The 25,803-nt window shown below is 29.0% G+C and carries 19 protein-coding genes; 8 read left to right on the top strand and 11 right to left on the bottom strand.

Annotated features, from left to right (window positions below; all coding sequences use genetic code 11):
• Window positions 1-6: 6 nt before the first annotated feature.
• The 8 genes from QML81_RS03785 to QML81_RS03750 all read right to left on the bottom strand — a co-directional run bounded on the left by QML81_RS03785 (window position 7) and on the right by QML81_RS03750 (window position 7,258).
• Window positions 7-1,176 carry an NAD(P)/FAD-dependent oxidoreductase gene (locus QML81_RS03785; protein ID WP_281951859.1) on the bottom strand — a complete coding sequence of 390 codons (1,170 nt, stop codon included), beginning with the start codon at window positions 1,174-1,176 and terminating at the stop codon, window positions 7-9.
• Window positions 1,177-1,246: 70 nt separating this feature from the next.
• Window positions 1,247-1,462 carry a hypothetical protein gene (locus QML81_RS03780; RefSeq protein ID WP_281951858.1) on the bottom strand — a complete coding sequence of 72 codons (216 nt, stop codon included), beginning with the start codon at window positions 1,460-1,462 and terminating at the stop codon, window positions 1,247-1,249.
• 8 nt (window positions 1,463-1,470) lie between these two features.
• Window positions 1,471-1,830, bottom strand: coding sequence for a NifB/NifX family molybdenum-iron cluster-binding protein (locus QML81_RS03775; protein ID WP_281951857.1), 360 nt, complete (start codon window positions 1,828-1,830; stop codon window positions 1,471-1,473).
• A gap of 39 nt (window positions 1,831-1,869) precedes the next feature.
• Window positions 1,870-3,315 carry a cytochrome c oxidase accessory protein CcoG gene (gene ccoG, locus QML81_RS03770; RefSeq protein ID WP_281951856.1) on the bottom strand — a complete coding sequence of 482 codons (1,446 nt, stop codon included), beginning with the start codon at window positions 3,313-3,315 and terminating at the stop codon, window positions 1,870-1,872.
• A 3-nt stretch (window positions 3,316-3,318) separates the two neighbouring features.
• On the bottom strand, window positions 3,319-3,972 hold the full coding sequence (locus QML81_RS03765; protein WP_281951855.1) for a recombinase family protein: 654 nt from the start codon (window positions 3,970-3,972) through the stop codon (window positions 3,319-3,321).
• Between the two features lie 107 nt (window positions 3,973-4,079).
• Window positions 4,080-5,129 carry a hypothetical protein gene (locus QML81_RS03760; protein WP_281951854.1) on the bottom strand — a complete coding sequence of 350 codons (1,050 nt, stop codon included), beginning with the start codon at window positions 5,127-5,129 and terminating at the stop codon, window positions 4,080-4,082.
• 3 nt (window positions 5,130-5,132) lie between these two features.
• Window positions 5,133-6,152: an aldo/keto reductase gene (locus QML81_RS03755; protein ID WP_281951853.1), complete on the bottom strand. Its 1,020-nt coding sequence runs from the start codon at window positions 6,150-6,152 to the stop codon at window positions 5,133-5,135.
• A gap of 80 nt (window positions 6,153-6,232) precedes the next feature.
• Window positions 6,233-7,258 carry a cytochrome-c peroxidase gene (locus QML81_RS03750; protein ID WP_281951852.1) on the bottom strand — a complete coding sequence of 342 codons (1,026 nt, stop codon included), beginning with the start codon at window positions 7,256-7,258 and terminating at the stop codon, window positions 6,233-6,235.
• Between the two features lie 147 nt (window positions 7,259-7,405).
• Between QML81_RS03750 and rpsU the strand changes: the two genes are divergently transcribed.
• A complete protein-coding gene (gene rpsU, locus QML81_RS03745; RefSeq protein ID WP_281951851.1) occupies window positions 7,406-7,618 on the top strand; it encodes a 30S ribosomal protein S21 in 213 nt (70 codons plus the stop codon).
• Window positions 7,619-7,642: 24 nt separating this feature from the next.
• On the opposite strand, the gene QML81_RS03740 is transcribed toward rpsU, so the two are convergent.
• The 3 genes from QML81_RS03740 to QML81_RS03730 all read right to left on the bottom strand — a co-directional run bounded on the left by QML81_RS03740 (window position 7,643) and on the right by QML81_RS03730 (window position 17,996).
• Entirely contained in the window at window positions 7,643-9,613 is a 1,971-nt protein-coding gene (locus tag QML81_RS03740) for a fibronectin type III domain-containing protein (RefSeq protein ID WP_281951850.1), read from the bottom strand.
• Window positions 9,614-9,622: 9 nt separating this feature from the next.
• On the bottom strand, window positions 9,623-15,370 hold the full coding sequence (locus QML81_RS03735; RefSeq protein WP_281951849.1) for a CARDB domain-containing protein: 5,748 nt from the start codon (window positions 15,368-15,370) through the stop codon (window positions 9,623-9,625).
• Between the two features lie 283 nt (window positions 15,371-15,653).
• Complete coding sequence (locus QML81_RS03730; protein ID WP_281951848.1) at window positions 15,654-17,996, bottom strand: cytochrome C; 2,343 nt, start codon at window positions 17,994-17,996, stop codon at window positions 15,654-15,656.
• 80 nt (window positions 17,997-18,076) lie between these two features.
• On the opposite strand from QML81_RS03730, the gene QML81_RS03725 reads away from it, so the two are divergent.
• The 7 genes from QML81_RS03725 to QML81_RS03695 all read left to right on the top strand — a co-directional run bounded on the left by QML81_RS03725 (window position 18,077) and on the right by QML81_RS03695 (window position 25,783).
• Entirely contained in the window at window positions 18,077-18,718 is a 642-nt protein-coding gene (locus QML81_RS03725; RefSeq protein WP_281951847.1) for a class I SAM-dependent methyltransferase, read from the top strand.
• Window positions 18,715-19,362: a class I SAM-dependent methyltransferase gene (locus QML81_RS03720; protein WP_281951846.1), complete on the top strand. Its 648-nt coding sequence runs from the start codon at window positions 18,715-18,717 to the stop codon at window positions 19,360-19,362. The genes QML81_RS03725 and QML81_RS03720 overlap by 4 nt, the downstream gene beginning before the upstream one ends.
• A 119-nt stretch (window positions 19,363-19,481) precedes the next feature.
• On the top strand, window positions 19,482-20,210 hold the full coding sequence (locus QML81_RS03715; protein ID WP_281951845.1) for a TOBE domain-containing protein: 729 nt from the start codon (window positions 19,482-19,484) through the stop codon (window positions 20,208-20,210).
• A gap of 127 nt (window positions 20,211-20,337) precedes the next feature.
• Window positions 20,338-21,600 (top strand): formate-dependent phosphoribosylglycinamide formyltransferase, encoded by a 1,263-nt coding sequence (gene purT / locus QML81_RS03710; RefSeq protein WP_281951844.1) that lies wholly within the window; start codon window positions 20,338-20,340, stop codon window positions 21,598-21,600.
• A complete protein-coding gene (locus tag QML81_RS03705) occupies window positions 21,601-22,026 on the top strand; it encodes a secondary thiamine-phosphate synthase enzyme YjbQ (protein WP_281951843.1) in 426 nt (141 codons plus the stop codon).
• Window positions 22,027-24,861 carry a bifunctional diguanylate cyclase/phosphodiesterase gene (locus tag QML81_RS03700; RefSeq protein ID WP_281951842.1) on the top strand — a complete coding sequence of 945 codons (2,835 nt, stop codon included), beginning with the start codon at window positions 22,027-22,029 and terminating at the stop codon, window positions 24,859-24,861.
• Complete coding sequence (locus QML81_RS03695) at window positions 24,842-25,783, top strand: D-2-hydroxyacid dehydrogenase (protein ID WP_281951841.1); 942 nt, start codon at window positions 24,842-24,844, stop codon at window positions 25,781-25,783. Before QML81_RS03700 ends, QML81_RS03695 begins: the two co-directional genes overlap by 20 nt.
• Window positions 25,784-25,803 lie beyond the last annotated feature (20 nt).

Raw genomic sequence — 25,803 nt, 5'->3', positions numbered from 1 at the left:
TGTTGCTTATAAACCTGGAAGCCTTGGTATTTTATTTAGTTTTGAATTTTTACAATACCATCCCCATCCCTTTTTAAGCCAATGACCAACTAATGGCATAGGAAGCATGATTCCTCGTTTATCATCTCTATAAACAAATGCTGCTCCATCACCGCTATCCATAACACAGATAATATTTAGATGTTCTATATAACTTTCCAATTTACCAACTTTAACACCACTTGATACTGCAATATTATTTGCTGTATTTCTTGCCATAACTTCAGCAATATGGCCCTGTTTTGCTCTCCATTGTGGACCTTCGATATATGCACTATCACCTACTGCATAAACACCAGGAATATCTTTTACTTCACAATACTCATCAACCAAAACAAATCCAGCTTCACTTAAAGGAAGATCACTCTCTTTAAATACAGGATGTCCCGCATTTGCAGGAATAAACATAGTAAAATCACTCTCTAAAATAGAATCATCTTCAAAAACTATTCTATCTTTTTCAAATCTTTTTATCTTTTTTCCAAAATGTTTTTTTATATTTAATTTATTGAAAAATATATCCATCATTTTAAGTGCTTGTGGACCAAGTCTTTTTCCAGGCTCTGCCATTGTTGCAAAAAAGGTTAACTCAAATCTATCTCGAAGTCCTTTTTTCTTTAAATAGTTATGAACATTAAACATCATTTCAAAAGCAGGCCCACCTCTAACTGCTGAGCTATCTTTTGGATTTCCACCAAATCCCATTGCAATTTTTCCGCCTCTTTTTTCAGTAACAAGCTCATCTATTTTATCTCTCATTTTTATTGCATCTTCAGGATCACCACATATTGAGAGATAATTTTCGCTTCCCTCAACTTTGACTTTTCCAGCTCCAATAGCAATAACTAAATAATCACCACTATATTCACCATTTTTACAGATTGCTTTTTTATTTTTTGCCTCTATTTTTACTACTTCATCTTTTATCCAATTAAATCCATGAACTTTTGATAAATCTTCCATTGGAATACATACATCTGCAAATTCAGCATCATATACAGGAACCCAAATAGAAGTTGGATATATATACATATATGGTCTTGGCGAAACAAGATCAACTTCAAAACCCTCTTTTCTTAAAAAGATAGCAGCTTCAACTCCCGCAAATCCTCCACCTAAAACCAATACTTTTTTCATAACAATTCCTTTAATTTTTATTAGGAAATATTATCATAATTATAAAATATTATAAATTCATTTTTTAAATTTAATAGTGCTTTATAATAATTTTGTCATTTTTATTTAAATCTGGTTCACCCTTATCCCAAAAATACCATCTAGCAAGAGCAAAAAGTGCACCCACGATAATGCCGCTTATGATTACCCATTTAATAATTTTTCTTTTCTCTTCGGAATGAGTACCTTTATAATCATCCATTTCTCTTAATGTTGGTTCACCAAACTCATCAAACCCTTCTCTCATTTTTCCCCTTAATGCCTATGCTGATGTCTTGCAAATTTTTCAATATTTTCTTCATTTATCTCTTCTAAATTTCCTTTTTTAAAATTTTCTATTGCATCTTTTAATAAAATCCTTCCATCTCCGCCGAAATAGCATTTAACTCCCTCATTATGAAGTAGTACAAAAGGCTTTAAGCCGATATGTTGAGTGATAATTACATCAACTTCCTTTTCCAAAAGCCAATTTACTACTTGCACTCCACCATCATATGGATTCTCTTCTATTTTAATTTCATTATCTTTTATAAAAGCAAAATATTTAGCATGGCCAAAAAGCGGAGATATTGGAGGGTTTTCTTTATTAAATTTAACTGGTATTGCTATAAGCATTACTCCCCCTTTTATGGCAAAAGGCAAAAGCCTTTTAGCCTATTTTTTAATCTTTTTTTGATAAATATCCCATCTTGGATAAACAAATATAGTTTTTCTTGTAACAACAATCTTTTTAGGATCATCAACTGCATATGCTTTAATTGTTATAGGAATTGGCGTATCTTTATGTGTATCTTTTACTAACACCTTATCTGTATATAAAATTACAACTTTTTTAACTTTTTTACCTGGAATTACATCAAATGGCTTTTTAGGTCTTGCAATTTTTATATCTTTATTATCAACAATTTCAAAATAGTATTTATGTTTTTCATTTTCTGTATTTTGAAATAAGAATATATAAGAGTTTTTAACAACACCATTTGGCTCAATTTTATATAGCTGACTTGTTCTATTTATATTAAGTAGCATATGCTCTTTTTTGCTTCCCATATAAAAAAGCGCTACAAATGCAATTGTTAGCATTACAATATATGCAATTATTCTAAATCTAAATACCCTTGTTTTTTCACCACTCTCCAACGCATGATAACTTGTCCATCTAACTAAAGACTCTTTTCCCAAAGCTCCCATAACTTTTGTACAAGCATCAGCACATTCAAGACAGTTAATACACTCAAGCTGCATACCTTTTCGTATATCTATATGGGTTGGACAAACCTTAACACAGGATTCACAAAGGGTACATTCAGCATTTTCATTTTGCTCTTTTAACTCTTTTTTATTATGTACTATTAAATGGCCATGCTCATCATAGATCTTACCGCCTCTTTTATAATCATATACTGTTTGAAAAGTATCTTCATCATATAAAACTGACTGAACTCTTGCATATGGACAGATATATATACAAAAATTCTCTTTAATAAAAACAATATCGGCTATTAAAAATAGAGCTATACCAATCCAAAATCCCATTAATATTGTGTGTTCGCCAGGATTTTGAATATATGCAAAAAAGTCTTCAGGTGGAACAAAATACCAGATAAAATCAGCTGCAGCAACAAATGCTAAAACAGACCAAAGTAAAATTGCAATTACTTTTTTAGCCTTATTTTCAGGCTTGCTCATATCTGGTTCAATCTGTTTATTTGATATTCTTTTTCTTAAGTGTAAAAGTTTTGTTTCAAATAGATCTCTATAAATTACTCTAAAAATTGTTTGCGGACAACTCCATCCACACCAAACACGTCCACCAAGAGTAGTAATAAAAAATATCCCAAAAAACAAAATCCAAAGCAAGAATGGCATTAAATATAGCTCTTGCATATCAAATCTAACAAAGAAAAGATGAAGCTGTTTATGGTCAAAATTTAATAAGAAAAAGTGATTTCCATTTATCTTTATCCATGGAAGAACCAAAGCCACAATAGTAACTATTGCAAAAAAAACATAACGTTTATACCTATATGGTATCCAGTTTTTAAGATACTCTTTTGCCCTATTTTTTTTAGGCGCAGCAGTTGCAGTCGCAGTTGCCATTATTTATCCTTTTTTTGAATTTTTTTCTATTTTACATTCTGAAGTTGGGATAATAAATATTTCTCCCACACTATCAATATTCCCCTCTGTAGCAGCAAGCTCTTTTAGATTTCTTGAAATTATATAATCTCTAAGTGAAGTTCTACTAACATTTAAAAGCTTTGATATCTCATTTACACTTTTACCCTCCTTTAGCAGTTGCAAAATTTTATTTCTATAAACATCATATTTTGATTTTGAAATACTTCCTTTTGGTCTTCCTAAACCTTTCTTTTTATACTCTTTAAAACTTTCTCTTAATTCATTTAAAAGAGAAACTACAACTTTTGCAGGTGTATTTTCATTTATTTTTATAGAATATTTACTAATATAGATATCAATTCCTCTTTTAAAAAGGCAATTTAATATTTTTACAATTTCACCTACTCGATTACTAAAAATAGAAAAGTCATAAATAAAAAGTTTATCACCACTATTTAATGAATGCAAAAAAGCTCTAAAATCATCTCTCTCTTCAAGAGGTTTATTATATGAAGAGATTTCAACCTCTTTTTCTTCAATACTATATCCCTTTTTTGCGGCAAAATCTTCTATACTTTTTTCTTGAGAAGCAATTGAATATCTAATATTTTGAGCTCTTAAATATGCATACACCATATAACTTCTTTATAATAATTTATAATAATTTTAATTATGTCACATAATTATTACAGAAGTATACAAAAAAGTGGCGATAAAAGTCAATATATTTTTGAATTTTATCGTCAAATGTTTTGTTGAAGTACTTTATATGAAGCAGTAAATTCTATTTTTGATTTTTTAGGAACTTTTACATTATATATTATTGTATTTGCATCTAGTTTTTTATATTTAATATCGGCTCTTATTTTTGCATTAGAATTTGGAAAAAAATCTTTTATTTGTAGATTAATATCTTTGTCTTTTGGATTTTTTATGATAAATTTAATCTTAGTATAAACAAATTTTTTTGTTTTATTATATTCCTTTTGTACTCTTTTTAAACTTATATCAAAATCTTTTCCTATTTTTAAATTCAAATAACTATTTTTTGGACTATTTTTTATAAAATTTTCTCCCAAAAAAGTATCTTTATAAAATCTTATTACGCCTGCAGGTAAAGATAAAGGTGTATTAAATGATATAATTTGATCAAATTTAAAAACTTTTTGACCAAATCTTGATAAAGAATCAAAAACTTCTAAGCTATATATCTTTTTATAATCTACTTTTTTATTTAAAAACTTATTTATTCTTATTGAGTTTGGCTCTAAATCTATTTTAAATGGAAAATCATATCTATAATATCCCTCTATTCTATTTGGCATATTTTCATATGTTAAAGCTTTTGCTCTTTTATAGATATAAATTGGAAGCTTAAAGTTTATATTGAATTCGCCTGCAATAAAGCTAATATCTGCATTATTATAAAAAATTTTACTATTATTAGATATTTGGCAATATCCAATCAATTGTAATTTTTTATCCAATTTTCCTACATAGCTTATTTTATAGCTAATTCCTTTTGTTAAATAAGATATTTTTGTTTTCAAAAAATCGCTTTTTTCAGTTTTAATATACAATCTTCCATTTTTGAAATAGAATGAATTAACATTTTTATCAAAATAGATTGAGTCTAAAATTATATTTCTTGGAATATTCTCAATATATCCGACACCATCTTCTAATGCAATATTTTTATCTTGTTTTATAAATGCAACATTTTTTGGATAAATAAATATTTTTGTATCTGCAAAAAGTAACACTGATATAAAAAATAAAATAAATTTTTTCATAATTTACCCCATTGGATAGAGATATTTTTCTTGGAGTTTTGCTATATCTTTTAAAATTTCACGATTTAGTTTAACATCCATTGCAGCCAAACTATCATCTAACTGCTCAGCTTTTCTTGCTCCAATTATCGTAGAAGCAACAAAATCAAAATGTTTTGAATAAGCTACCGCTAAGGTTACAGGATGGATATCATACTTTTTTGCAATCTCTAAAAACTCAGCCGTTGCGGATAAGGTTTTTTCATTATAAAATCTTTTTGCATGAACTCTAACTCTTCTGTTTGGATGTTTTATATAATCACTAAATCTTGCGTCTTCTGGAATATATTTTTGATTATATTTTCCGCTTAAAATTCCTCCAGCAATTGGAGAGTATGGAAGAAGCGATACATTTTCTCTTTTGCAAACCTTTTCAAGCTCATCAAAAAATCTAGGATTAAGCACACTAAAATTGTTTTGAATCGATTCAAATCTTGCTAAATTTTCATACTTTGATATCATTAAAGCTTTGGTAAGTCCATAAGCAGTGTCATTTGATGTACCTATATATCTAACTTTTCCCTCTTTTATTAATTCATCAAATGCTCTTAAGCTCTCCTCAATTGGAACAACCTCATCTGGCCAATGCATCTGATATAGATCAATATAATCAGTTTTTAATCTTTTTAAACTTCCCTCTATCGCTCTTTTTATATGAAATCTATCAATTGCTGTAAGTCCATGTCTAATTGGTGGTACATACCATCCACTTGCAGCCCCAGCAACTTTTGTCGCAAGTATAATACTATCTCTTGGTTTTGTCTTTAACCACTCTCCTACTATCTCTTCTGTAACTCCTGCATATCTGCTATCTGGAGGTACAGGATATAGCTCAGCTGTATCATAAAAATTTATACCAAAGTCATATGCTTTATTGAGTATTTTAAAAGCTTCATCTTTTGATGTTGTTGAGCCAAATGTCATTGTCCCAAGAGCCATAGAAGTAACACGAAGCCCGGATTTACCAATATATCGATATTCCATAAAAAGCCTTAAATTTTTTGCTTTTTATATTTTCTCTTATAAAAGATTAAAAGAAGGTAAAAGGGGCAAAGCCCCTAAATTTAGTCTAAATTTGGTTTTGGAGTATTTGAAGATTCAACTGGTAATACTGGAAGTTCAATTTCAGGTTTTTTACCAGTAAGTGCTTTGAAAAATGTTGCAATAGAATCTATCTCTTTCTTGCTTAATTTTCTTCCAAGCTGAGTTTCAGCCATTATTTCAATTGCCTCTTTAATATCGTATGTCGCGCCATTATGAAAATATGGTGCAGTTTCAAGAATATTTCTTAAAGTTGGAACCTTAACCATACCATTTTTATCCCCTTTAAAATCACCTAAATTAGCGTATTTATATTTTCCTGCAACAGGGAATGGCTGCATACTTCCACCAAGACCAACACCATTATGGCAACTTGCACATCCAACATCTATAAAAGTTTTTAATCCTTCTTTTTCAGCTTTGCTAAGAGCCTTTTCATCTCCATTTAAAAAGTCATCATATCTACTTGGAGTAACTAAAGTTCTCTCAAATGCACCAATTGCTTTTCCGATAGTCTTAATTGTTATCTCTTCATTTGGAAAAATTTTCTCAAAAGCTTCTTTATATTCTGGTATGCTTTTTACTACTTTTACAACAACTTCTTTTGGCATATCCATCTCAGGTGCTGCTTGAATAGGACCTGTAGCTTGGTCTTCTAAATCTGGGCTTCTTCCATCCCAAAACTGTTTTTGATTAAATACAGCATTATAAACAGTTGGAGAGTTTAAATGATGAGGATTGTGTCTCCATTTATGTCCAGTTGCCACTGGCACATTGTCATCTCCACCAATGGATAAATTGTGACAAGTATTACAACTAATAAGTCCGCTTTTAGATAATCTTGGATCAAAATATAGCTTTCTACCAAGCTCTACCTTCTCTTTTGTCAATGGATTTTTTGGATTATCAATAAGTTTAATAAGCTTATTTACCTCTTTTGGAATAGGTTTCAATCCAGCTTCATTTGCCTTTTTTATTAAAGCATCACTTGCACTAAGACTAACAGCTAAACCTATTGTTAAAATTGCTGCACTCTTAAATATTTTCATACTTCCTCCTTATATATTTTATTTAGTGAAATTATAGCTATATAAATATTAAATTTTTATTAATAATTTTTTTCCATTAATGATTTGTTTTGTTTATTTTTATGTTATAATTTCAGTCATTTTAATTAAGAAAGGGGGTGATGTCAGGTGCCTGGCATCCTCGTTAAACCAAATCAGTCGTTTGAGGAAGCTTATAGACTTTTCAAAAAGCAGGTTGATAGAAACCTAATCGTCACTGAAGCAAGGGCTAGAAGATTTTACGAAAAGCCAACTGAAAGACGAAAAAAGGAAAAAATCGCTGCAAGAAAAAAGATGCTCAAGCGACTATATATGCTCAGACGATACGAAGCTCGTCTGTAATAGATATCGGGATAATCCCGATATCTACTCTATTTTTATCTTCGCAATCTTTGATGGCTCACTTAAACTATTATTTTCTGATTTAAAATAGATCTTATAATATATTTTATTACCAATCACTTTAGTATCTACTATATCTCCAGCTTCATCAGTTGTAGCTACATATTCCCATTTTTTCTTATCTAAACTTTTAAAAATAATAGCAAATGCTCTTCTTGGCACTTTTTTTATAGAAATAATTACATGTTTAACAGGTTTATCTTTATATGATAATTTTGGTTTATCTGGTTTTGGTAATGGTGGATTTTCAGCTACAATGCTAAATTTTCTACTTAAATCACTTCTATTTCCAGCTTTATCCACTGCAATCATAGAGTACCAATATCTTTGTCCATATTTTATAAATTTATCTTCAATGGATCTGCTTTTTTTATCAATTGCATCACCTATAACTAACCCTGGATCATTTGGATCAATTGATCTAATAAGATAAAACTTTTCTATATCTTCATATGGAGGAGAAGGTTTAAAAGATATTTTAATTATTCCATTTTGCGATTTTATATCTGTAATAATTGGAGGATTTGGCGGAACTTGGTCTGGTATATATACTTTTATAATATTACTTTTCTTACTCTCTTGTGAATCATATCCAGCAGATTTAACCATATATTGAAATTCACCATATACATTTACATCATAAGGATCCTCAAAATATCTATCTTTAATTAAATAACTATTAAGTTGCATCCATTTTTTTGCATCTTTTGATTTTCTATAAACTTTATATCCTGCAATATCTCCTTTTTTTGGCTTTTCCCAACTTAACATAATAAGAGTTTTTCCAACTTTTGCTTTTAAATTTCTTGGAGGAGATGGAGGAGATTTTGAGATAGGTGTTGCTGCTCTTATAACTGAAGGATTACCTATCTCTCCATTTTTATTTACACTTCTTATTCTATAAAAATATGATACTCCTCCTATGACATTTTTATCTTCAAAAATATTTTTCTCTTTCGTTATCCCTTTTGGTGTAAGAATCAAAAAAGGACCTTTTTGCATATTTGATCTTTCAATAAGATATCCAAAACAGTTTTCACTCTCTTTTTTATTCCACTTCAATATGACTTTTCCCTTTTTACCTTCTGCTGAAAAATTCAAAGGCGGCATTAAAGCAGTAAAATCTTTTACATAAACAGAAATTTCTACTGGCTTACTCATATTTTCAAAAAATCCAACACTATATATCTCATATTTAACTTTTGTCTCTATAGGAGGGTTTTTATCTAAAACTGCTGGAAGCTTTTTTAAAAAAATATCATTTGATAATATTTTTGTATTTTTTGTTATCCATTCACTTGACCCATCATTATCTATTCTTTTTATTTTATAACCTATTATTGGATTTTGTTTATTCAATTTTGGTTTACTAAAATAGATTTCTACTCCATTTGGGGTACTTTTAGCAGCTGCATTTTCTACACTTTTTGGTGGTAAAGATTTTTTAAAAGGAGATACTTTAATTGACTTAGCAGATGAGATAGCTTTTCCATTTTTATCAAGAGCATAAATTATATAATATACACTTTTTTTAGTATTTAATATATCTTCATATCTCAGTCCCAAAAGATAACCAAAATATTTATTTGATGCGGCTTTAACACCCATTACAACTTTTGCAATTTGCAACTCATCTTTTTTTAAATTTCTTTTTTCAAGCTCTTTTGCAAATTTTTTAATTTTTTCATACTCATTTTTACTAATATTATTAATATATTTTTTAAGCGTTAAAGGCTTTAATTGATTTTTTAAAATTTTTTTATTTCCATCAGTAACTCTAACAAGCTTCCATCCACCAGATGGCCAAATATCTGAAGGTAGCCAAAATATATCTATTTTACCTGATCCATTGCTATAAACCCATATATATGGACTTTTCCCAGCCAATAAAGTTGTACATAAAGCAAAAATAAAAATTATAAATATTTTTTTCATAAAAAACTCCTAGAATTTAAATGTTCCACAAATATCACCTATTGGCCATCCAAAATCAAAACATGCTCTTGCCTTTGCATGAATTGGAAGTGCACTTGCCTCTACTCTAGCAGATAATGATGGACCAATACATATCTCACAACAACAAATCTGAGCTGAAAGTGTACCTTCTCCATATCCAGATACATGTGGAGGAAATCTAATCTCATATCCCGATTCTAATTCTCCATATATTCTTCCATATTTTCCTTTTAATCCCCAAAAATTTCTAGCCCCTACAGCATATCTACCAGGTTCTAATTCAAGATAGCTGTCCGCTTCAGATATTAGTACTTTCATCCTAACTCTTGGACCCTCTTTTCTTCCAAAATAAAAGTACCAATCTCCTCGACTTATATGAAGTACAGCTGCATTTTGTGGTATTTCAGCTACAATTGCACCTTTTAAAAGGGATAGTTTTCCCCAAATAGAACCATCTATGCTTCCATTTGCATATTGCAAATATCCTTGAAAAGTTCCATCTCCTTTTCTCTTATAATCTAACAGCCATGCTCTAGCATCTAATCTTGCCTGCCAATTTATTTTTATTACAAGATCGCCCTTTGCATAATATAAATTTTTTTGTTCATGCCCCACATCAACACCTGCAAAAAACATATATGTTCCATCCATCTTTGGTGTTATATCAAAAATACTTCCATCTTTTTTAAATGAATCTAATGGAAAATTGTGTGCAAGGCCTCCTCTTATTTCATAAAGCATAAGCCCTGGACTCATTAGCTCTATGCCATCTTCAAAAGGCATACTTGCTTTTATCATCCAGTAATCTCGATGATTTATATATCCCAGTCTAAAAGCAGCTCTTATAGTCTGACCTTCAAATAGTTCAAACTCAACATCTCCACTATATTGGTCATATTTAGCTGGATTATTTTGTGATGTTTCACCACTATCTTTTTCATAATTAAAAGCTATCCTTGATTCCATATTTGGATTTGCTTCTGGGAAAACTGCTGGAACTACAAATGGATCAACATTTGGACCTACCGCGAAAATATTTTCATTTTCATTATTTATAGAGTATCTAACTGTAACAGGAACTGTAGATAAAACTTCAGATACATTAAAATTGGTATTTAAAACAAAATCTATAAGAGATTTGCCGCTTTTATTTGATGTTATCTCCATAGAAATCAGATCAACTTCAGTACCACCAAATTCAGCTTTGCCGCTTATTGATACAGTTTTAGTGTTTGATTCTCCAGTTATATATGCTCTTGCGTCAAATCCATAAACAAGTCCATTTACCGGAGCTTCATTAACTATTTTTTTAGTTTTTGTTGAAAGTGAAAAATATGTATTGCTCCACACACCCCAGCCAATATCTTTATAGCTTCCAAATACAAGATCGCTAGCTTTTAGATGTATAACTCCATAATCTTTTTCAATATCTGAAGAACTTAAACCTTTAAAATCAATAGATGGCTCATTACTGTTTGCTCCATCTACTAATTTAGCATCACCTTTTAAATGAGTATCAAGCCATGGTACATATACATCCATATTTTTATATGTGGCATAAAAATTACCATTTTTTGCTTCAGCTTCTATTGATTGAAATGAGATACTTCCTTTTTTAATATTTGTACTAAAATGTCCAAATTGGACTTTACCACATAATCCATTTCCAGATATTCCCCAATTATTAACATTTTTTGTATATCCACTTTGTACAAGGTCAAAAGTATTTGGGAAAATTGTCGCATCAGTTAAATGAACACCTGTCCACTCTTTTTCAATAAATTGGCTACACTCATTTGATACACCTCTTCCCCAATTTTTATCAAAATCAAGATATATTTTTGAAGTTTTAAGTCTAAATCCACTCCAGCCTATACTAAATTCTCTATTTTGTGATAATTCATAATGCCAGTTCCCATTCTCATCCACTCGTGAAGTTAATTTTTTCCATTCAAGAGAATCACTACTTCCTATATTTCTCAAAAGCCCATTTTGCAGCTTTATATCTGTAGTTAAAAGCATATCACTATTTTTGGCTTCACAATATAGATTTTTCAATCCAAATTCAACACCGTCTGCAACAAAATTACTATCTAAAGAGGTATCTATTTTGCCACTTTGAACAGTAATACCATCAGATCCACCAACATGCCAATTATTTATAAGAACCGGAACAGCCACCTCTTGAGGAATAGAACTATTGATTTTTAATATAAGGTTTCCTGATCCATTATAAATATTTCCTTGAGACACTGTTACACTATTACTTATATTTCTTATCCAAAAAATATCATTAGATTTGGTTACTAGCTTTAATTTACAAGGTTTATTCCCTGAATTTGGAACAACACTAAATCTAAAAGGCTCAGATTTTACATAATAAGGCTTTCTTTTTGGTATTTTAATTTTTGCAAGAGCTTTTCCTATATTGCTCTTATCTAAAACCTTATTAATACTCGCTACAACTGGCATATTTTTCGAAGCAATTTTATTTGGTGAAAGTACTCCAAATTTTGCACCACTTTGCTTAATTTGTGCTATATATGGATTTGATATTTTGCTTTTTTTTGCAAGATAGATTTTTGGAGTAATTTTATTTGATGCATATTTTACACCCAAATTTATATTTTCAATAATTGCTTTTATAGTATTTATCATCTCTTCTTGTGATAAAGCAAGAGCTGTTATTGGATCAACAATAGCATCAACTACCAATTCATACTGGCTATTTTTGGTAAACTCTTCAAGATATAAAACTTTTGATAATAAAGGATAATAGCTATAAGAATCTTGTGTTGGAATCTTATAATTATCTTTTGTTAGATTTTCTCTAAATCTTGATGGCCCTATATCTTCTCTTTTACTCTCTAAAATAAGTTCATTTCCATCTGGACCAATAAGTTTCCATTTAAAAAGAACACTTCCTTTTCCATAATATCTTAATTTAGCATTTGCTTGCAATATATCACATTCACTTAATTCTATACCTTTTGCAAATTCTTGAATATTTTTGATTTTTTCAGTTGAAGTTTTAAATAAAAACTCTTTTTTGTTATTTTTATTATCAACTTTTTTCTGTATAGATTTTTTCTCTATTTTAATGTTTTTTGTTCCATATTTTTCAATATTTACTTGTGTATTTTTTAAATTTTCCTGAATATTAAGACCATATTTTTTCTCATTTTCTACCTTTCCACCGTTATAATCATAAATAAAAATATCATCTAAATGTAAAGGCCCTGAAGCAACTAGGTCTTTTCGTGGTTCAATTGCAATTTGATTACAATATATAATATAGGCATGCTTTGCTATATTTAATAAATCTGCATTTGGTTTTGGTAAATCTCCGCTTAATCCCAAAACTTGATAATAAGGATTATCAAAACTACTATTCATAGAAACTGCATTTAATGAGGCTGTTTTTGAGCCTTCATAAAAGTCGTATGCAAAAACCATACTTGATACGTTGATATTTTGTATTTCTGATTCTGGTAACATAAAAATTTTTATCTTTTTCTTGCCAGTACTTGCATATTGATGTATCATATTATTTATCCTAAATCTTGTACCAAAACTTTCCAATGGCACCATATCTAATGATTCAACTGTACCATCCCCCCAGCTAATAAAAATATTTCTTGGGACAGGACTTGCATCAATCATTCCACCATTGGTAAATATTTGATTTGGTCTTGAAAAACCCCATGGAGAATCTGATATATCAAAAACGCCAGAAAGTTCAAATCTATCTCCAACATAATTAACTGTGGAAACTTTTCCGGGCTCTTCTTGCCCAAGATCTAAATTTTGAATATTTATGTTTCCTTTACTAGTTGATCTACAACTAAATCCAGTTGTAAAATCATTAACTTTTAATGGCCATTTTTCAGACTCTTCCACTAAAACAGTTTCATAACTGACAATTTTTCTTTCATGATCACCAATTTTTACAATTCCATCTTTTGGAAATCTTTTTTTACCAATTACTGCCCAATATAAACTTATCTCATCATTATGCTCTTCTATATAGCTTTTTCTCTTTTTTTGAGGAGTTAATTTAAAATAGTTTATCTCTTTTTTAGAAATTTTTGTCTTTTTACTATTATTTTTTATATTTTTCAAAGCAGAAGTATTGATTTTTGAACTTTTTTTCAAAATATTAGAAATTTTTAACAATCCTTTTTGTTTCAATAAAGATAAAACCTCATATACAAAATCAGGATCGGCTCTATAATATAGATTTTTTCCGAGATCTCTTTTTACTAAAACTTTCCCACTTTTATCTAATATTTGAAGCTCAAACCAATCAGCTAATCCTGGATTTTGCTCTCTAAATGAAAATACTGTTTTATCATTGAGTTTAGGTATCCCCAAATCCTGATACACATCCCCACTTCCACTTTTACCAAATCTTGGCCTTTCTAATATAATTTTTCCTTTAATAAAGGGAACTTTATATGAAATTTTCGGCAATTTTATTTTTGGTACAACTATTTTTTTATGCTTTTTCTTCTCTTTTAACCAACCATAAAGTCCGGTATATAAATATTTTGAATTTTTTGCAATCTCTTTATAATAGAGTCTTGTTTTTGAAGGTTTTATTTTCTCAGATATATTTATTGTTAATTTATACATATTACTATTTATATATTTTTTTGAAATGATTTTTATAAATTTTTTATCAAATTTAAAATCTAAATTTTTACTAAATCCTTTTCCTCTGACTATAATTTCATATTTTTTGCCTGAATACCAATATGATGGAAAAATTTTGTCAAATATAATCTTTTTCTTAAATTTAGGAACTTTTAAAGTAGGTTTTGTCACCATAGATAGTTTTGGTTTACACTCTTTTACTTCTAAAATAAAATATTTTTTATTATTGTCTTCTTTAGATTCTTTGATTCTATTTCTATCATCAACAAAAAACTCTAGTTTATATTTACCCTTTCTCCATTTTTTATTCTTATTATAAGGCCATTTTAAAATATAACTATGTCCAGATTTAATAGAAGGTATTTTTGCCATTCCTTTTAAAAAGTCTGGACAAATCCCAGAAAAGTTTGCACTTAAACTTGTTACGGCTCCACTTGAAGCTAAATTAATACAAGAAACTTTTAATGTAGTAGCAGGAGCATCTTTTTTACCTATATTTTTTATAGTTACTAAAATTTTTCCACTTTTTCTTATTAAATCACCAGAGCATATCTTTTTTGAAAGTTTTATATTACTTATTGTTAAATCACTCTTATCTTCACCTAATACTTTTACAATAAAATCTTTTTTATTGTTATTTATATTTTTCTCGATTGATGAAACCTGGGCTGCAGTAAAATTTGTTTGTAGTATATGAACAGTTGCTCTAAATCTATATTCTCCCTCTTTCCATCTATATTTATTGCTATATTTAAGTGGCCAGTATATTTTCTTTGTTTGATTTGGCCTTAATGAGGATATATTAACTGTTCCATTTAAAATTTTTGGACAACCATTTCTTGATTTACAAACCAATTTTAAAATACTTTTTGGTGCAGTTTTTTTGCCTATATTTTTTATAATGATTAAAATTTCTCTATTTTTACCAATAATGTCACCAGATTTTATATTTTTTTTGATTTTTACATCAACAATTGATAAATCTGGTTTATTATCTGGGGAAGATACAACATGAGTCAACACAGTACCATTTGCGACAGATAAAATGAGAGTAAAAAGCATCAAAAATATTTTTCTCATAATTTATCCTTGTTAAAAATAAAATATTCTTTAATTAAGTATATTACTTTAAAAATTAAACTCACCTTATTTTTTGATGCTTTTCTTAAAAAATAACTATTTATATAAAACTATTCTGAGCAAATAGAAAATAAAAATATTTAAATATCCAATCAGATAAACCCTTTTATTTAATTAAACAAAAATTCTTACTGAATATATGAAAAAATAGTAAAATTTATTATCTATCAAACACATTATTAAATTTTGAAAAAAGTTAGATAAACTTGTATAAAAAGGATTTTTATCTCCTTCTTATACGAACAAACCAATATAATAAACCTAAAAATATAAGAGCTACTCCTCCAATTTGTACCCATGCACTTAGCAACAGATTTTTATTCAAAATATTTTTATGCATATCGTTATCTATTTTAATATTTGACATGTTTGCCACATGTACCATTAAACTCACTGCTAAGTCATGATCTGGCATAGTTTTATGACAACTCATACATACCTCTCTTCTATCAAGTTTAGAAAGCTCCTCTTTATTTAATGCTCTTGAGAGATTCCAGTGATGTCCTACAGTAACAAGCTGAGTGGCATTTTCATCAATGATTTTGCTCCAATCAAAGCTAAGTCCTTCAACTTTTGGTTTTTGAATCGTTACTTTTTTTGGAATTACTTTACCATCTGCAGTCATAAGATCAACAATAAGTGTATCACCAGGAGTTGAAAAAAGCTTTCCGCCTCCTATACCAAATCCCATAGATTTTGGATTTGTATGGCAGCTTTCACAACTTCTTGCCTCTTTTTGCACAGTATGAGAGTGTACAGGCGCCATATCAATAGCAAGTACCTCTTTGTCGTTATCATGACCTATGAAAATATGATTTTGTATAATCGTTTTGCCATCTTTTCCTATAACAGTCACCGTTGTTTGACAACCTGGAATTGCTGGTGCAATTCGCCCTTCCCCATTTTGTACTAAAATCGGATCTTCCCATCTAAGATAGCTTCTTGTTTCTGTCGCCTCTCCATCTATTAAATGCTCTTTTAGAGTTTTTCTTTTAGCTGCATCTGCTCCATGAACATCATGGTCATGTGCAACTGCTAACCAATCTATATGTTTTTTGCCTTTGCTATAATCAACTTTAACATGACATCCATAACATTGAGGCGCCCAAGTATCATGACAACTATAACACTCCATCTTTTCAAGATGTTTTTCTATCTGCCCCATTGCAACTTGAGCTGCTTGAGATAGCTTACGCTCTTTTGATAACTTTTTAAGTGGCTCTAATTTTAAATCTTTCCCACTAGCAAGATGAACAATCACCTCATCACCACTTTTTACAACATTTGGTAGCGGATTTCCTCTTGCACTTAGTAAATATCCATCTTTTGGTTTATAATATGTTCCTTTTTTGAGATATTCAGCTAATGTTTTTGTAATACCTCTTGGCTTATTAGAAAGTTTTTGTCCAAACTCATCTGAATATCCTAAAGGAAGCTCCCAAGGATATCGCTTTATAGTTCCATGGCAATCTTGACACTCTATCTCTACAGGAGCTAAAGTGGAGCCTGCAATTGCCCCATCACCATGTACATCAATACTTGTATGGCAGTCCTGACATAGCATCCCCTTTTTATAGTGTACGTCTTCACTCATATGTAGATAGTGTTTTGTATGTAGTTTTGGCTGAGGATTTCCATGTTCATCAAATGTTGGATTATATGCTGTTTCCATAAGCCCTTGATAGCTTACACCTATTCTTTTTCCTCTATTGTGGCAAGTTGTACATGTTTCCACTGGAATACCGCTATATGTGAGAGTGCTAATATGAACTTTTGCATCTCTTGAGGCTTGGATTTGATGAGTTAACATATGTCCAGGCTCATTTTTTGGTATGGTTGGATCATTTCCTTCATAAAAGCCGTTATTTGAGTATGGAATGTGACAGCTACTGCACCCCATCCCTCTATAGTCTCCTCTTCTACTTCTTCCTTTACTTGCTGTATGACATCTTAAACACTCTTGGCGCAGATATGTAATAGCTGCCAATTTTGGATCTTTTTCAACCTCATCAGCAGTTGGTGCTGGAGGTAGCTCGATAGTTTTTTTCACAAAAACTTGGGGCTCTTTCTGTGATAGCTGTTTCATATAATTTTGATAAGTTTTTGTTCCAAATCTTTTATGAAGATTTGTTAGATTATAGTTTGCATATTTATGCTCTCTTATATTCCATCCAAATCCCCAAAGCGCTCCTTGAATCTTTCCTTGCTCTGTATTCATAAGATTGTTCATCTGTGCAGCAACCTGCTCTTTATGACACATTCCACATGTATTTTTATTTATCCATGCGCTTCCAGGATCTGGATAGAACTCTTTTGGACCACTATTTTTTAAAAAGTAATCTATCGTTTCTTTATGGGCATCCTCTTTTGTAGTTGCTTTAGGATTTCCTCCGTGACAGACAATACAACTATTATCAGCAAAACCAGCTTCTTTAGCCTTTTTTGCTATCGCTTTTGCCATACCACTATTAGGATTACGAATATCTTCTATTCCTTTGTGGCATTTAATACAGTTGTTTGCCCAAATAAACGGTATTATAAAAAGAAAGGTAAAAAGCTTTTTCATAAAAAATCCTTATACTATTTTTTCTATTATTGCGCCTTGAAGCTTAAAATCGTATAATAGTTATATAAAGAGGAGAGGTTATGTCAAAAGAGGCAATTTTTGATCAAAATTTCGAATATTATGATAAATGGTTTGATGAACATTATAAAATTTATGAAATAGAGCTAAATGCAATAAAAAAGCTTTTACCACCTTTTAAAGATGGTCTTGAAGTTGGAGTAGGTACAGGAAGATTTGCTGCTCCTCTTGGTATAAAATATGGAATTGAGCCATCAAAAAATATGGCAAAAATTGCGAAAAAAAGAGGTATTAAAGTAATTAATGCAGTTGCAGAGAATCTTCCATTTGAAGATAAAAGTTTTGATCTTATATTGATTGTCACTACCATCTGTTTTGTAAAAGATCCTTTAAAAATGTTAAAAGAATCCTATAGAGTTTTAAAAGATAATGGAAAAATTATTATTGCATTTGTAGATAAAAATTCAGAACTTGGCAAATTTTATGAGAAAAATAGAGATAAAAGCAAATTTTATAAAGAAGCTACTTTTTTTAGCAAAAAAGAGGTTTTTTCACTGCTAAAAAGAAGCGGATTTGTTTTGGAAGCCTGCAATGAATCTCTTTTTGGTCCAGATTTGGAGCACCTTGAATTAAAAACTACTCAAGGGTGTAAAAAAGGAGGAGCTTTTTTAGTTTTAAGAGCTAGAAAAAAGGAATTTAAATGAAATTATCTCAAGATATGAGCAAAGTTGAAGTCAAAGGATTTGAAGCAAAATTTTATGACAGATTAATGGACATAATAACTTTGGGATATTATCCATTTTTCATACGAAAAGTTATAAAAGATCTTGGACTAAAAGTTGGTGATAAAGTTATTGATTTTGGAGCAGGAACTGGAAGAAATGCACTAATAATTAGAAAATATGTTGGAAATAAAGGAAAAATTGTTGGAGTTGAAATTGGAAAAGAGATGAAAGAGCAGTTTATAAAAAAGACAAAAAATTTTGAAAATATTAAACTTATCGATCAAAGAATAGATGAACCAATTAATTTAAATGAAAAATTTGATGTTGTATTTATCTCTTTTGTTTTGCATGGATTTATACAAGAAAAAAGAGAAATAATCATAAAAAATGCATATAATTTACTAAAAGAAGATGGAGTATTTGCAATACTCGATTATAATAATTTCGATGTTGATAGAGCAAATTTTTTGGTGAAATTTGCAATAAGAAAAGTAGAGTGCCCATTGGCTGAAGATTTTATAAAAAGAGATATAAAAACTGTACTAAAAAATTTTGGATTTAAAAATTTTGATGAATATTTTTATTTTAGAAAATATGTAAGACTTTTAAAAGCAAAAAAATAGTTTGATTTTCGTTATATATTTTGATATACTTCGATACGACTAACTTCCATATATGCCTCCTTATGTGCCTTCGGGCACAATATCTGCTATAATTTTTTATCTTACTTTTAGGATTTATAATGAAACAGAAAATTGAGGGAAGATTTTGGATAAAAAAGGATAATAAAAATTTTCTTGGTCACGGAAGAGTTGAACTTTTAAAAAAAATCGATAAATATGGCTCTATATCAAAAGCAGCTCGTGAAATGAAAATGAGTTACAAAGCCGCTTGGGATGCAGTAGATATTATGAACAATTTAAGCGAAGAGCCTATATTAGAAAAAGTTGCTGGTGGAAAAGGTGGTGGAGGTAGCAGACTTACAGAATATGGTAAAAAACTTATCAAAGAGTGGGAAATGCTCGAAGAGAGCTATAAAAATTTTTTAAACAGTCTTGAAAGTTTTGATAAAAAAGTTTTTGGATATAAGATAAGTGCAAGAAATAGACTTCTTTGTGAAATTGAAAATATAAAATGTGAAGATGAATTATGTGAGCTAACACTAAAATTAAAAGGTGGAATTTATATAAAATCTAAAATTACAGAATCTGCAGTAGAAGAGCTTAATCTAAAAAAAGAAGATAAAGTTATAGCTATCATAAAATCTACTTCAATTAATGTATATTCATTTAAAAATGAGGGTTTTTTAAAATCATATGTAAAAAGTATCAAAATAGGAAAAAATTATAAAAATGTAACTTTTGAAACTGAAAATGGTTATATATTAAATTGTATAACGGATATAAATATAGACAAAAACAGAGAATATTATCTTTATGTAAGACCAGAAGATGTTTTAATTGGAATATAAATCATATAACAAAAGCCAATATTTTCCTCTTTCATATATCTTCTTTTTAATAATATAAATATCCCTAATAACTATTAAATTCAAATTAATGTATAATATTTAAAACTTTGTTTCACAAGGAAATAATATGCAATTTACTACCCCATTAAAACATAACTCAATAAAATTTTTACTTTTAGGAAGCGGAGAATTAGGTAAAGAGGTTGCAATTGAGGCACAAAGACTTGGTATTGAGGTTGTTGCAGTTGATAGATATCCAAATGCTCCTGCTCATCTTGTGGCAAATAGAAGTTATATAATAGATATGAAAAATAAAGATGAGGTTTTAGAAGTAATTTTACGTGAAAAACCAACATATATTTTGCCTGAAATTGAAGCAATTAACATTGATGCCCTTTTTGAAGCTGAAAAACTTGGATTTAATGTAATTCCAAATGCTGAAGCTGTAAATAAAACAATGAATAGAAAAAATATAAGAGTTTTTGCAGCAGAAGAGCTTAATTTAAAAACAAGCAGATATGCTTTTGTTAAAACATTAGATGATTTAAAAGAGGCTGCAAAAGAGATAGGTTTTCCTTGTGTTATTAAACCTGTAATGAGCTCTTCTGGACATGGACAAAGTATTGCAAAAAATGAAGAGGATTTGGAAAAATCTTTTGAATTTGCAAAAAAAGATGCTAGAGGTAGCGCGGAAGAGTTAATAGTAGAAGAGTTTATCAATTTTGATTATGAAATAACTCTATTAACTGCAAAGAATGATAATGAGATAGTATTTTGCGAGCCTATAGGACATATTCAAAAAGATGGAGATTATATTTATAGCTGGCAACCTATGAATATGAGTAAAATTGCAATAGAGAGAGCAAAAGATATAGCTACAAAAATTGTAACAGGTCTTGGAGGCAGAGGAATATTTGGAGTAGAACTATTTGTAAAAGGTAATGAAGTATATTTTAGTGAAGTAAGTCCAAGACCTCACGATACTGGAATGGTTACAATGATAACTCAAAGCCAAAGTGAGTTTGCCCTACATGTTAGAGCAGTATTAAATCTTCCATTATCATTTACTCAATACATTGGTGGAGCAAGTGCTGCATATAAAGCTAAGAATGATAGTTTTAACCCTGTACTAAATATAGATGATGAATGCTTCAGTAAAGACTCTTTTGTTAGAATCTTTGGAAAGCCAGAATCTCATAAAGGCAGAAGAATGGCTGTGGTATTAACATTGGGAGAGCCGACAAAAGCCCTAGATAGAGCAAAAGAGCTTATAGAAAAAATTAGTGATAGTGACTATACTAAAAATGTAGTAAAAGAGGTTTCAAAGGAAGAAAAAGAGGAATCTTGCGGATTTTTCAAAAAAATTGCAAATATATTTTTAGGAAAATAGATGAAAATTTATCAAAAAGAGATAGTTTTAAAAAAAGCATATCCAAGAGGATTTCATTTAATAACACAAGAGATAATATCAAATCTTGAAGAGATAAAAAATATAAACGCTGGAATTTGCCATATTTTTTTAATGCATACAAGTGCAAGTCTTTGTATAAATGAAAATGCAGATCCAAATGTTAGAAGAGATTTTTTAAATTTTACAAACAGATTAGTTCCAGAAAATGAAAGCTACTATACACATATTTTAGAGGGAAGTGATGATATGCCAGCACATATAAAAAGTTCCTTATATGGTAATTTTCTAACACTTCCTATAAAAAATGGATCTTTGCATCTTGGAATTTGGCAAGGAATATATCTTTGTGAACATAGAGATTTTTCTTCAAATAGGCATATATTTATCACAATTATTGGAAATTAAATGAAAAATCTCTCTGGCCTCTCTATAAAAATAAAACTATTTATACCATTAATATTTATTTTTCTCTCTTTTCTTCTAATTGGCTATTTTCTTATAAAAAATATCAATACACAAAGCGAAATATTTATAAAAGAGAATTCACAAAAAGCCAATCTATATGTTTTAAAGGGGCTTGATGCTTGGCTAAAAAGTGAAAAAGAGCTTGTGATTTCTCTTTCAAAAAATCCTGATATTATAAATATTTGTAAAGATCCGGAAAATGACAAACTTTATAAAAAGCTTGAAAAATATTTTTGTTCATTACATCATACGTTTAACTATTATGAAAATATAGTTTTAATTATAAAACTACCTAAAAATAAAAAGATTGTAAAAATTTTAGATGGTAAAAAATATATCATAAAAGATGGAACTGCTCTTATTGATAGTGTAACAAGAAAGACAGTTGGAAAAGGTGGATATCATCTAAAATTTATTAAAAAAGCCCTAATAGATGGCAAATTCAATATTTCTGACCCTTATCCAAGTATTTTAAGAGGTTATCCAATATTTGTAGTTATAAATCCTATAAAAGAGAATAAGAAAATATTAGGGGCAGTTTTAGTTGCCCCTAAACTTTGGGAATTTAGTAAAAAGTTTCTTATAAGCAGAATCGGTAAAAAAGGTTATACACTTATTATTGATAAAAATGGAAAAATTTTAGCTCATAAAAATTTTGATTTTATCTTCAAAAAAAATATAAAAGATATTTTACCAGTTAATAATAGCTTTATAAATTCTTCAAATAAAATAGAAAAGTTAAATATCAATAATAAAGAGATTTATGTAAATATAGTTACCCATAAAGATACAGGCTGGAAAGTTGTAAGTGTTATTTATAAAGATGATTTTATAGCTCCTTTTTTAGAAAAGAAAAAAAATGTTTTATTTGCAACCATAATTCTTACTATTTTTATGCTAATTCTTCTTAACTCTTTACTTAATAAAATCACAATAGAACCTTTGGAGAGATTAACATCTTTAGTAAAAAAATATAAACCTGGCAAAGAGGTAAAAAAAGATGAATATCTTGCTAAAAGCTCTTTAGAGATAGAAGAGATTTATAGATCATTTATAAATCTAGCGGATACTTTAAATAGAAATTATTCAATTTTGAAAAAGAGTAAAAATCTTTTAAATGATGTTATAAACGCTTCAATAGATCCTATCTTCTATAAAAATAATAAGTTTGTTTATATTGGATGTAATGAAGCTTTTGCAAAAATGGTAGGTTTAAATAAAAAAGATATTTTAGGAAAAACCGATTTTGATATTTTTGATAAAGAGATAGCAAAGTTTTTTAGAAAAATTGATGAAGAGATTTTTAAAACCAAAAAAACTTTAAAAATAGATAGATGGTTTAAAATAAAAGATAAAAATCATTTTTTTCAAATTATCTTATCTCCGCTAAAAGATAAAAAAGATAAAATATATGGAATCGTTGGATTTGCAAGAGAATTGACAAAATTAAAAATCGCTGAAGAAAAAATCGCCCACCAAGCACTTCATGACTCTTTAACAGATCTTCCAAATAGAAATCTTCTTTATGATAGATTAGAACATGCTATAAATGAAGCAAAAAGAGAAAATAGTGAAGTTGCAATTTTATTTTTAGATCTTGATAATTTTAAACTCATAAATGATACTTTAGGACATGATATTGGAGATAAGCTTCTTATTGAAGTTGCAAAAAGATTACAAAATCTAATTAGAAAATCAGATACTATTGCTAGAATTGGGGGCGATGAGTTTATTATAATTTTAGAAAAAATAGAATCACCATATGTTGCAGTAAAAAAAGCAAAAGAGATTTTGCAATCATTATCAAAAGATATTCATATTGACTCTTATCATCTACATGTTACTGGAAGTATAGGGATAAGCATATATCCTGAAGATGGAAAAACTACTTATGAACTTATAAAAAATGCAGATATTGCAATGTATCATGCAAAAGATTTGGGAAGAAACAATGTTCAACTGTTTTCTAAAAGTCTTAGTGAAAAAATAGGGCATGAGCATGTTTTAGAAAACTCTTTGCATAAAGCAATTACCAATAAAGAGTTTGAACTTCATTATCAACCTCAAATAGAGATAGATAGTGGTAAAATAGTAGGAGCAGAAGCTCTAATAAGATGGAACCATCCAAAATTGGGTCTTTTATATCCTGATAAATTTATTCCTCTTGCAGAAAATACTGGACTTATTATACCTCTTGGTAGATGGATAATACAAGAGGCCTCTTCACAAGCAAAAATATGGAATGAAATGGGATTTAATATTAAAATATCAGTCAATATTTCAATTAGACAATTTCAGCATGATAATATTGTAGATGTTTTGAAAAAAAATATAGATACTCAAAAACTTGATCCAAAATTATTAGAACTTGAAATTACAGAAAATATTGCAATGTTCAATATCAAAAAACATATCAATACAATGAATGAATTAAAAGAACTTGGTTTTACAATATCTATGGATGATTTTGGTATTGGATACTCCTCTTTAAGCTTTTTGAAAAAATTCCCTATAGATAAGGTAAAAATTGATAAATCTTTTGTAATTGGATCAACCTATAATAAAGAGGATGAATCAATAGTTAAAGCAATTGTAGCTATGTGCAAAGGATTAAATCTTAAAACTGTTGCTGAAGGCGTTGAGACAAAAGAACATCTAAACCTTTTAAAATCTATTGGATGTGATTTTTATCAAGGATACTATTTTAGCAAGCCTATATCATCACTTGAAATGACAAAAATGTTAAAGGAGTATTATGAAAATAGTGGTTCTTGATGCAAAAACTCTTGGATGTGACGTAAATCTTGATATTTTAAAAGAGTTTGGAGAATTAATAGTTTTTGATACAACAAAATATGAAGAGACAATAGATAGGATAAAAGATGCAGATATTGTTGTAACAAATAAAGTTATACTAGATAAACAAATATTAGAAAGTGCAAAAAATCTAAAACTTATATGCATTGCTGCAACCGGAATGAATAATGTTGATTTAAATTATGCAAAAACAAAAAATATAGAGGTAAAAAATGTTGTTGGTTATTCAACTGAAAGTGTTGTTCAACATACATTTGCTCTTGCCTTTTACTTAATTGAGCATCTAAAAAAATATGATGAATTTGTAAAAAGCAAAAGTTGGAGTAGTTCAGATATTTTTACATGTCTAAATTGGCCTTTTTTTGAAATTCATAATAAAAGATGGGGAATTATAGGACTTGGAACAATTGGCAAAAGAGTAGCCCAGGTTGCAAAAAGTTTTGGATGCGAAGTTGTATATTATTCAACTTCTGGTAAAAATTTAGACAATGAATTTAAACATATACCTTTAGATACACTTTTGTGTACAAGTGATATTATTTCAATTCATGCACCATTAAATGAAAAAACTCAAAATCTATTAAATAAAACAAATATTATAAAATTAAAAAATAGAGCAGTCTTATTAAATCTTGGAAGAGGTGGAATAATAAATGAAGAAGACCTTGCTAAAATAGTTGATGAAAAAGAGATTTATGTTGGTTTAGATGTTACACAAAAAGAGCCAATAGATAAAAATTCGCCTCTTTTAAATCTTAAAAATCAAGATAGAGTCTTTATAACGCCTCATATTGCTTGGACAAGTATTGAGGCAAGAGAGAGATTATTGATGGGGATAGTTAAAAATATTGAAGAGTTTTTAGAAGGGAAAGAGCAATGAAAAAAATTTTATCATATGAA

It is taken from the genome of Nitrosophilus kaiyonis, from assembly GCF_027943725.1.
GTDB lineage: Bacteria > Campylobacterota > Campylobacteria > Campylobacterales > Nitratiruptoraceae > Nitrosophilus_A > Nitrosophilus_A kaiyonis.
This window is presented reverse-complemented; position numbering and strand designations above follow the sequence as displayed.

Excerpts from the sequence above, each read along its gene's own strand:
- QML81_RS03785 (WP_281951859.1), bottom strand. The coding sequence starts at position 1,176 with ATGAAAAAAGTATTGGTTTTAGGTGGAGGATTTGCGGGAGTTGAAGCT.
- QML81_RS03780 (WP_281951858.1), bottom strand. The coding sequence starts at position 1,462 with ATGAGAGAAGGGTTTGATGAGTTTGGTGAACCAACATTAAGAGAAATG.
- QML81_RS03775 (WP_281951857.1), bottom strand. The coding sequence starts at position 1,830 with ATGCTTATAGCAATACCAGTTAAATTTAATAAAGAAAACCCTCCAATA.
- ccoG (WP_281951856.1), bottom strand. The coding sequence starts at position 3,315 with ATGGCAACTGCGACTGCAACTGCTGCGCCTAAAAAAAATAGGGCAAAA.
- QML81_RS03765 (WP_281951855.1), bottom strand. The coding sequence starts at position 3,972 with ATGGTGTATGCATATTTAAGAGCTCAAAATATTAGATATTCAATTGCT.
- QML81_RS03760 (WP_281951854.1), bottom strand. The coding sequence starts at position 5,129 with ATGAAAAAATTTATTTTATTTTTTATATCAGTGTTACTTTTTGCAGAT.
- QML81_RS03755 (WP_281951853.1), bottom strand. The coding sequence starts at position 6,152 with ATGGAATATCGATATATTGGTAAATCCGGGCTTCGTGTTACTTCTATG.
- QML81_RS03750 (WP_281951852.1), bottom strand. The coding sequence starts at position 7,258 with ATGAAAATATTTAAGAGTGCAGCAATTTTAACAATAGGTTTAGCTGTT.
- QML81_RS03740 (WP_281951850.1), bottom strand. The coding sequence starts at position 9,613 with ATGAAAAAAATATTTATAATTTTTATTTTTGCTTTATGTACAACTTTA.
- QML81_RS03735 (WP_281951849.1), bottom strand. The coding sequence starts at position 15,370 with ATGAGAAAAATATTTTTGATGCTTTTTACTCTCATTTTATCTGTCGCA.
- QML81_RS03730 (WP_281951848.1), bottom strand. The coding sequence starts at position 17,996 with ATGAAAAAGCTTTTTACCTTTCTTTTTATAATACCGTTTATTTGGGCA.
- QML81_RS03725 (WP_281951847.1), top strand. The coding sequence starts at position 18,077 with ATGTCAAAAGAGGCAATTTTTGATCAAAATTTCGAATATTATGATAAA.
- QML81_RS03720 (WP_281951846.1), top strand. The coding sequence starts at position 18,715 with ATGAAATTATCTCAAGATATGAGCAAAGTTGAAGTCAAAGGATTTGAA.
- QML81_RS03715 (WP_281951845.1), top strand. The coding sequence starts at position 19,482 with ATGAAACAGAAAATTGAGGGAAGATTTTGGATAAAAAAGGATAATAAA.
- purT (WP_281951844.1), top strand. The coding sequence starts at position 20,338 with ATGCAATTTACTACCCCATTAAAACATAACTCAATAAAATTTTTACTT.
- QML81_RS03705 (WP_281951843.1), top strand. The coding sequence starts at position 21,601 with ATGAAAATTTATCAAAAAGAGATAGTTTTAAAAAAAGCATATCCAAGA.
- QML81_RS03700 (WP_281951842.1), top strand. The coding sequence starts at position 22,027 with ATGAAAAATCTCTCTGGCCTCTCTATAAAAATAAAACTATTTATACCA.
- QML81_RS03695 (WP_281951841.1), top strand. The coding sequence starts at position 24,842 with ATGAAAATAGTGGTTCTTGATGCAAAAACTCTTGGATGTGACGTAAAT.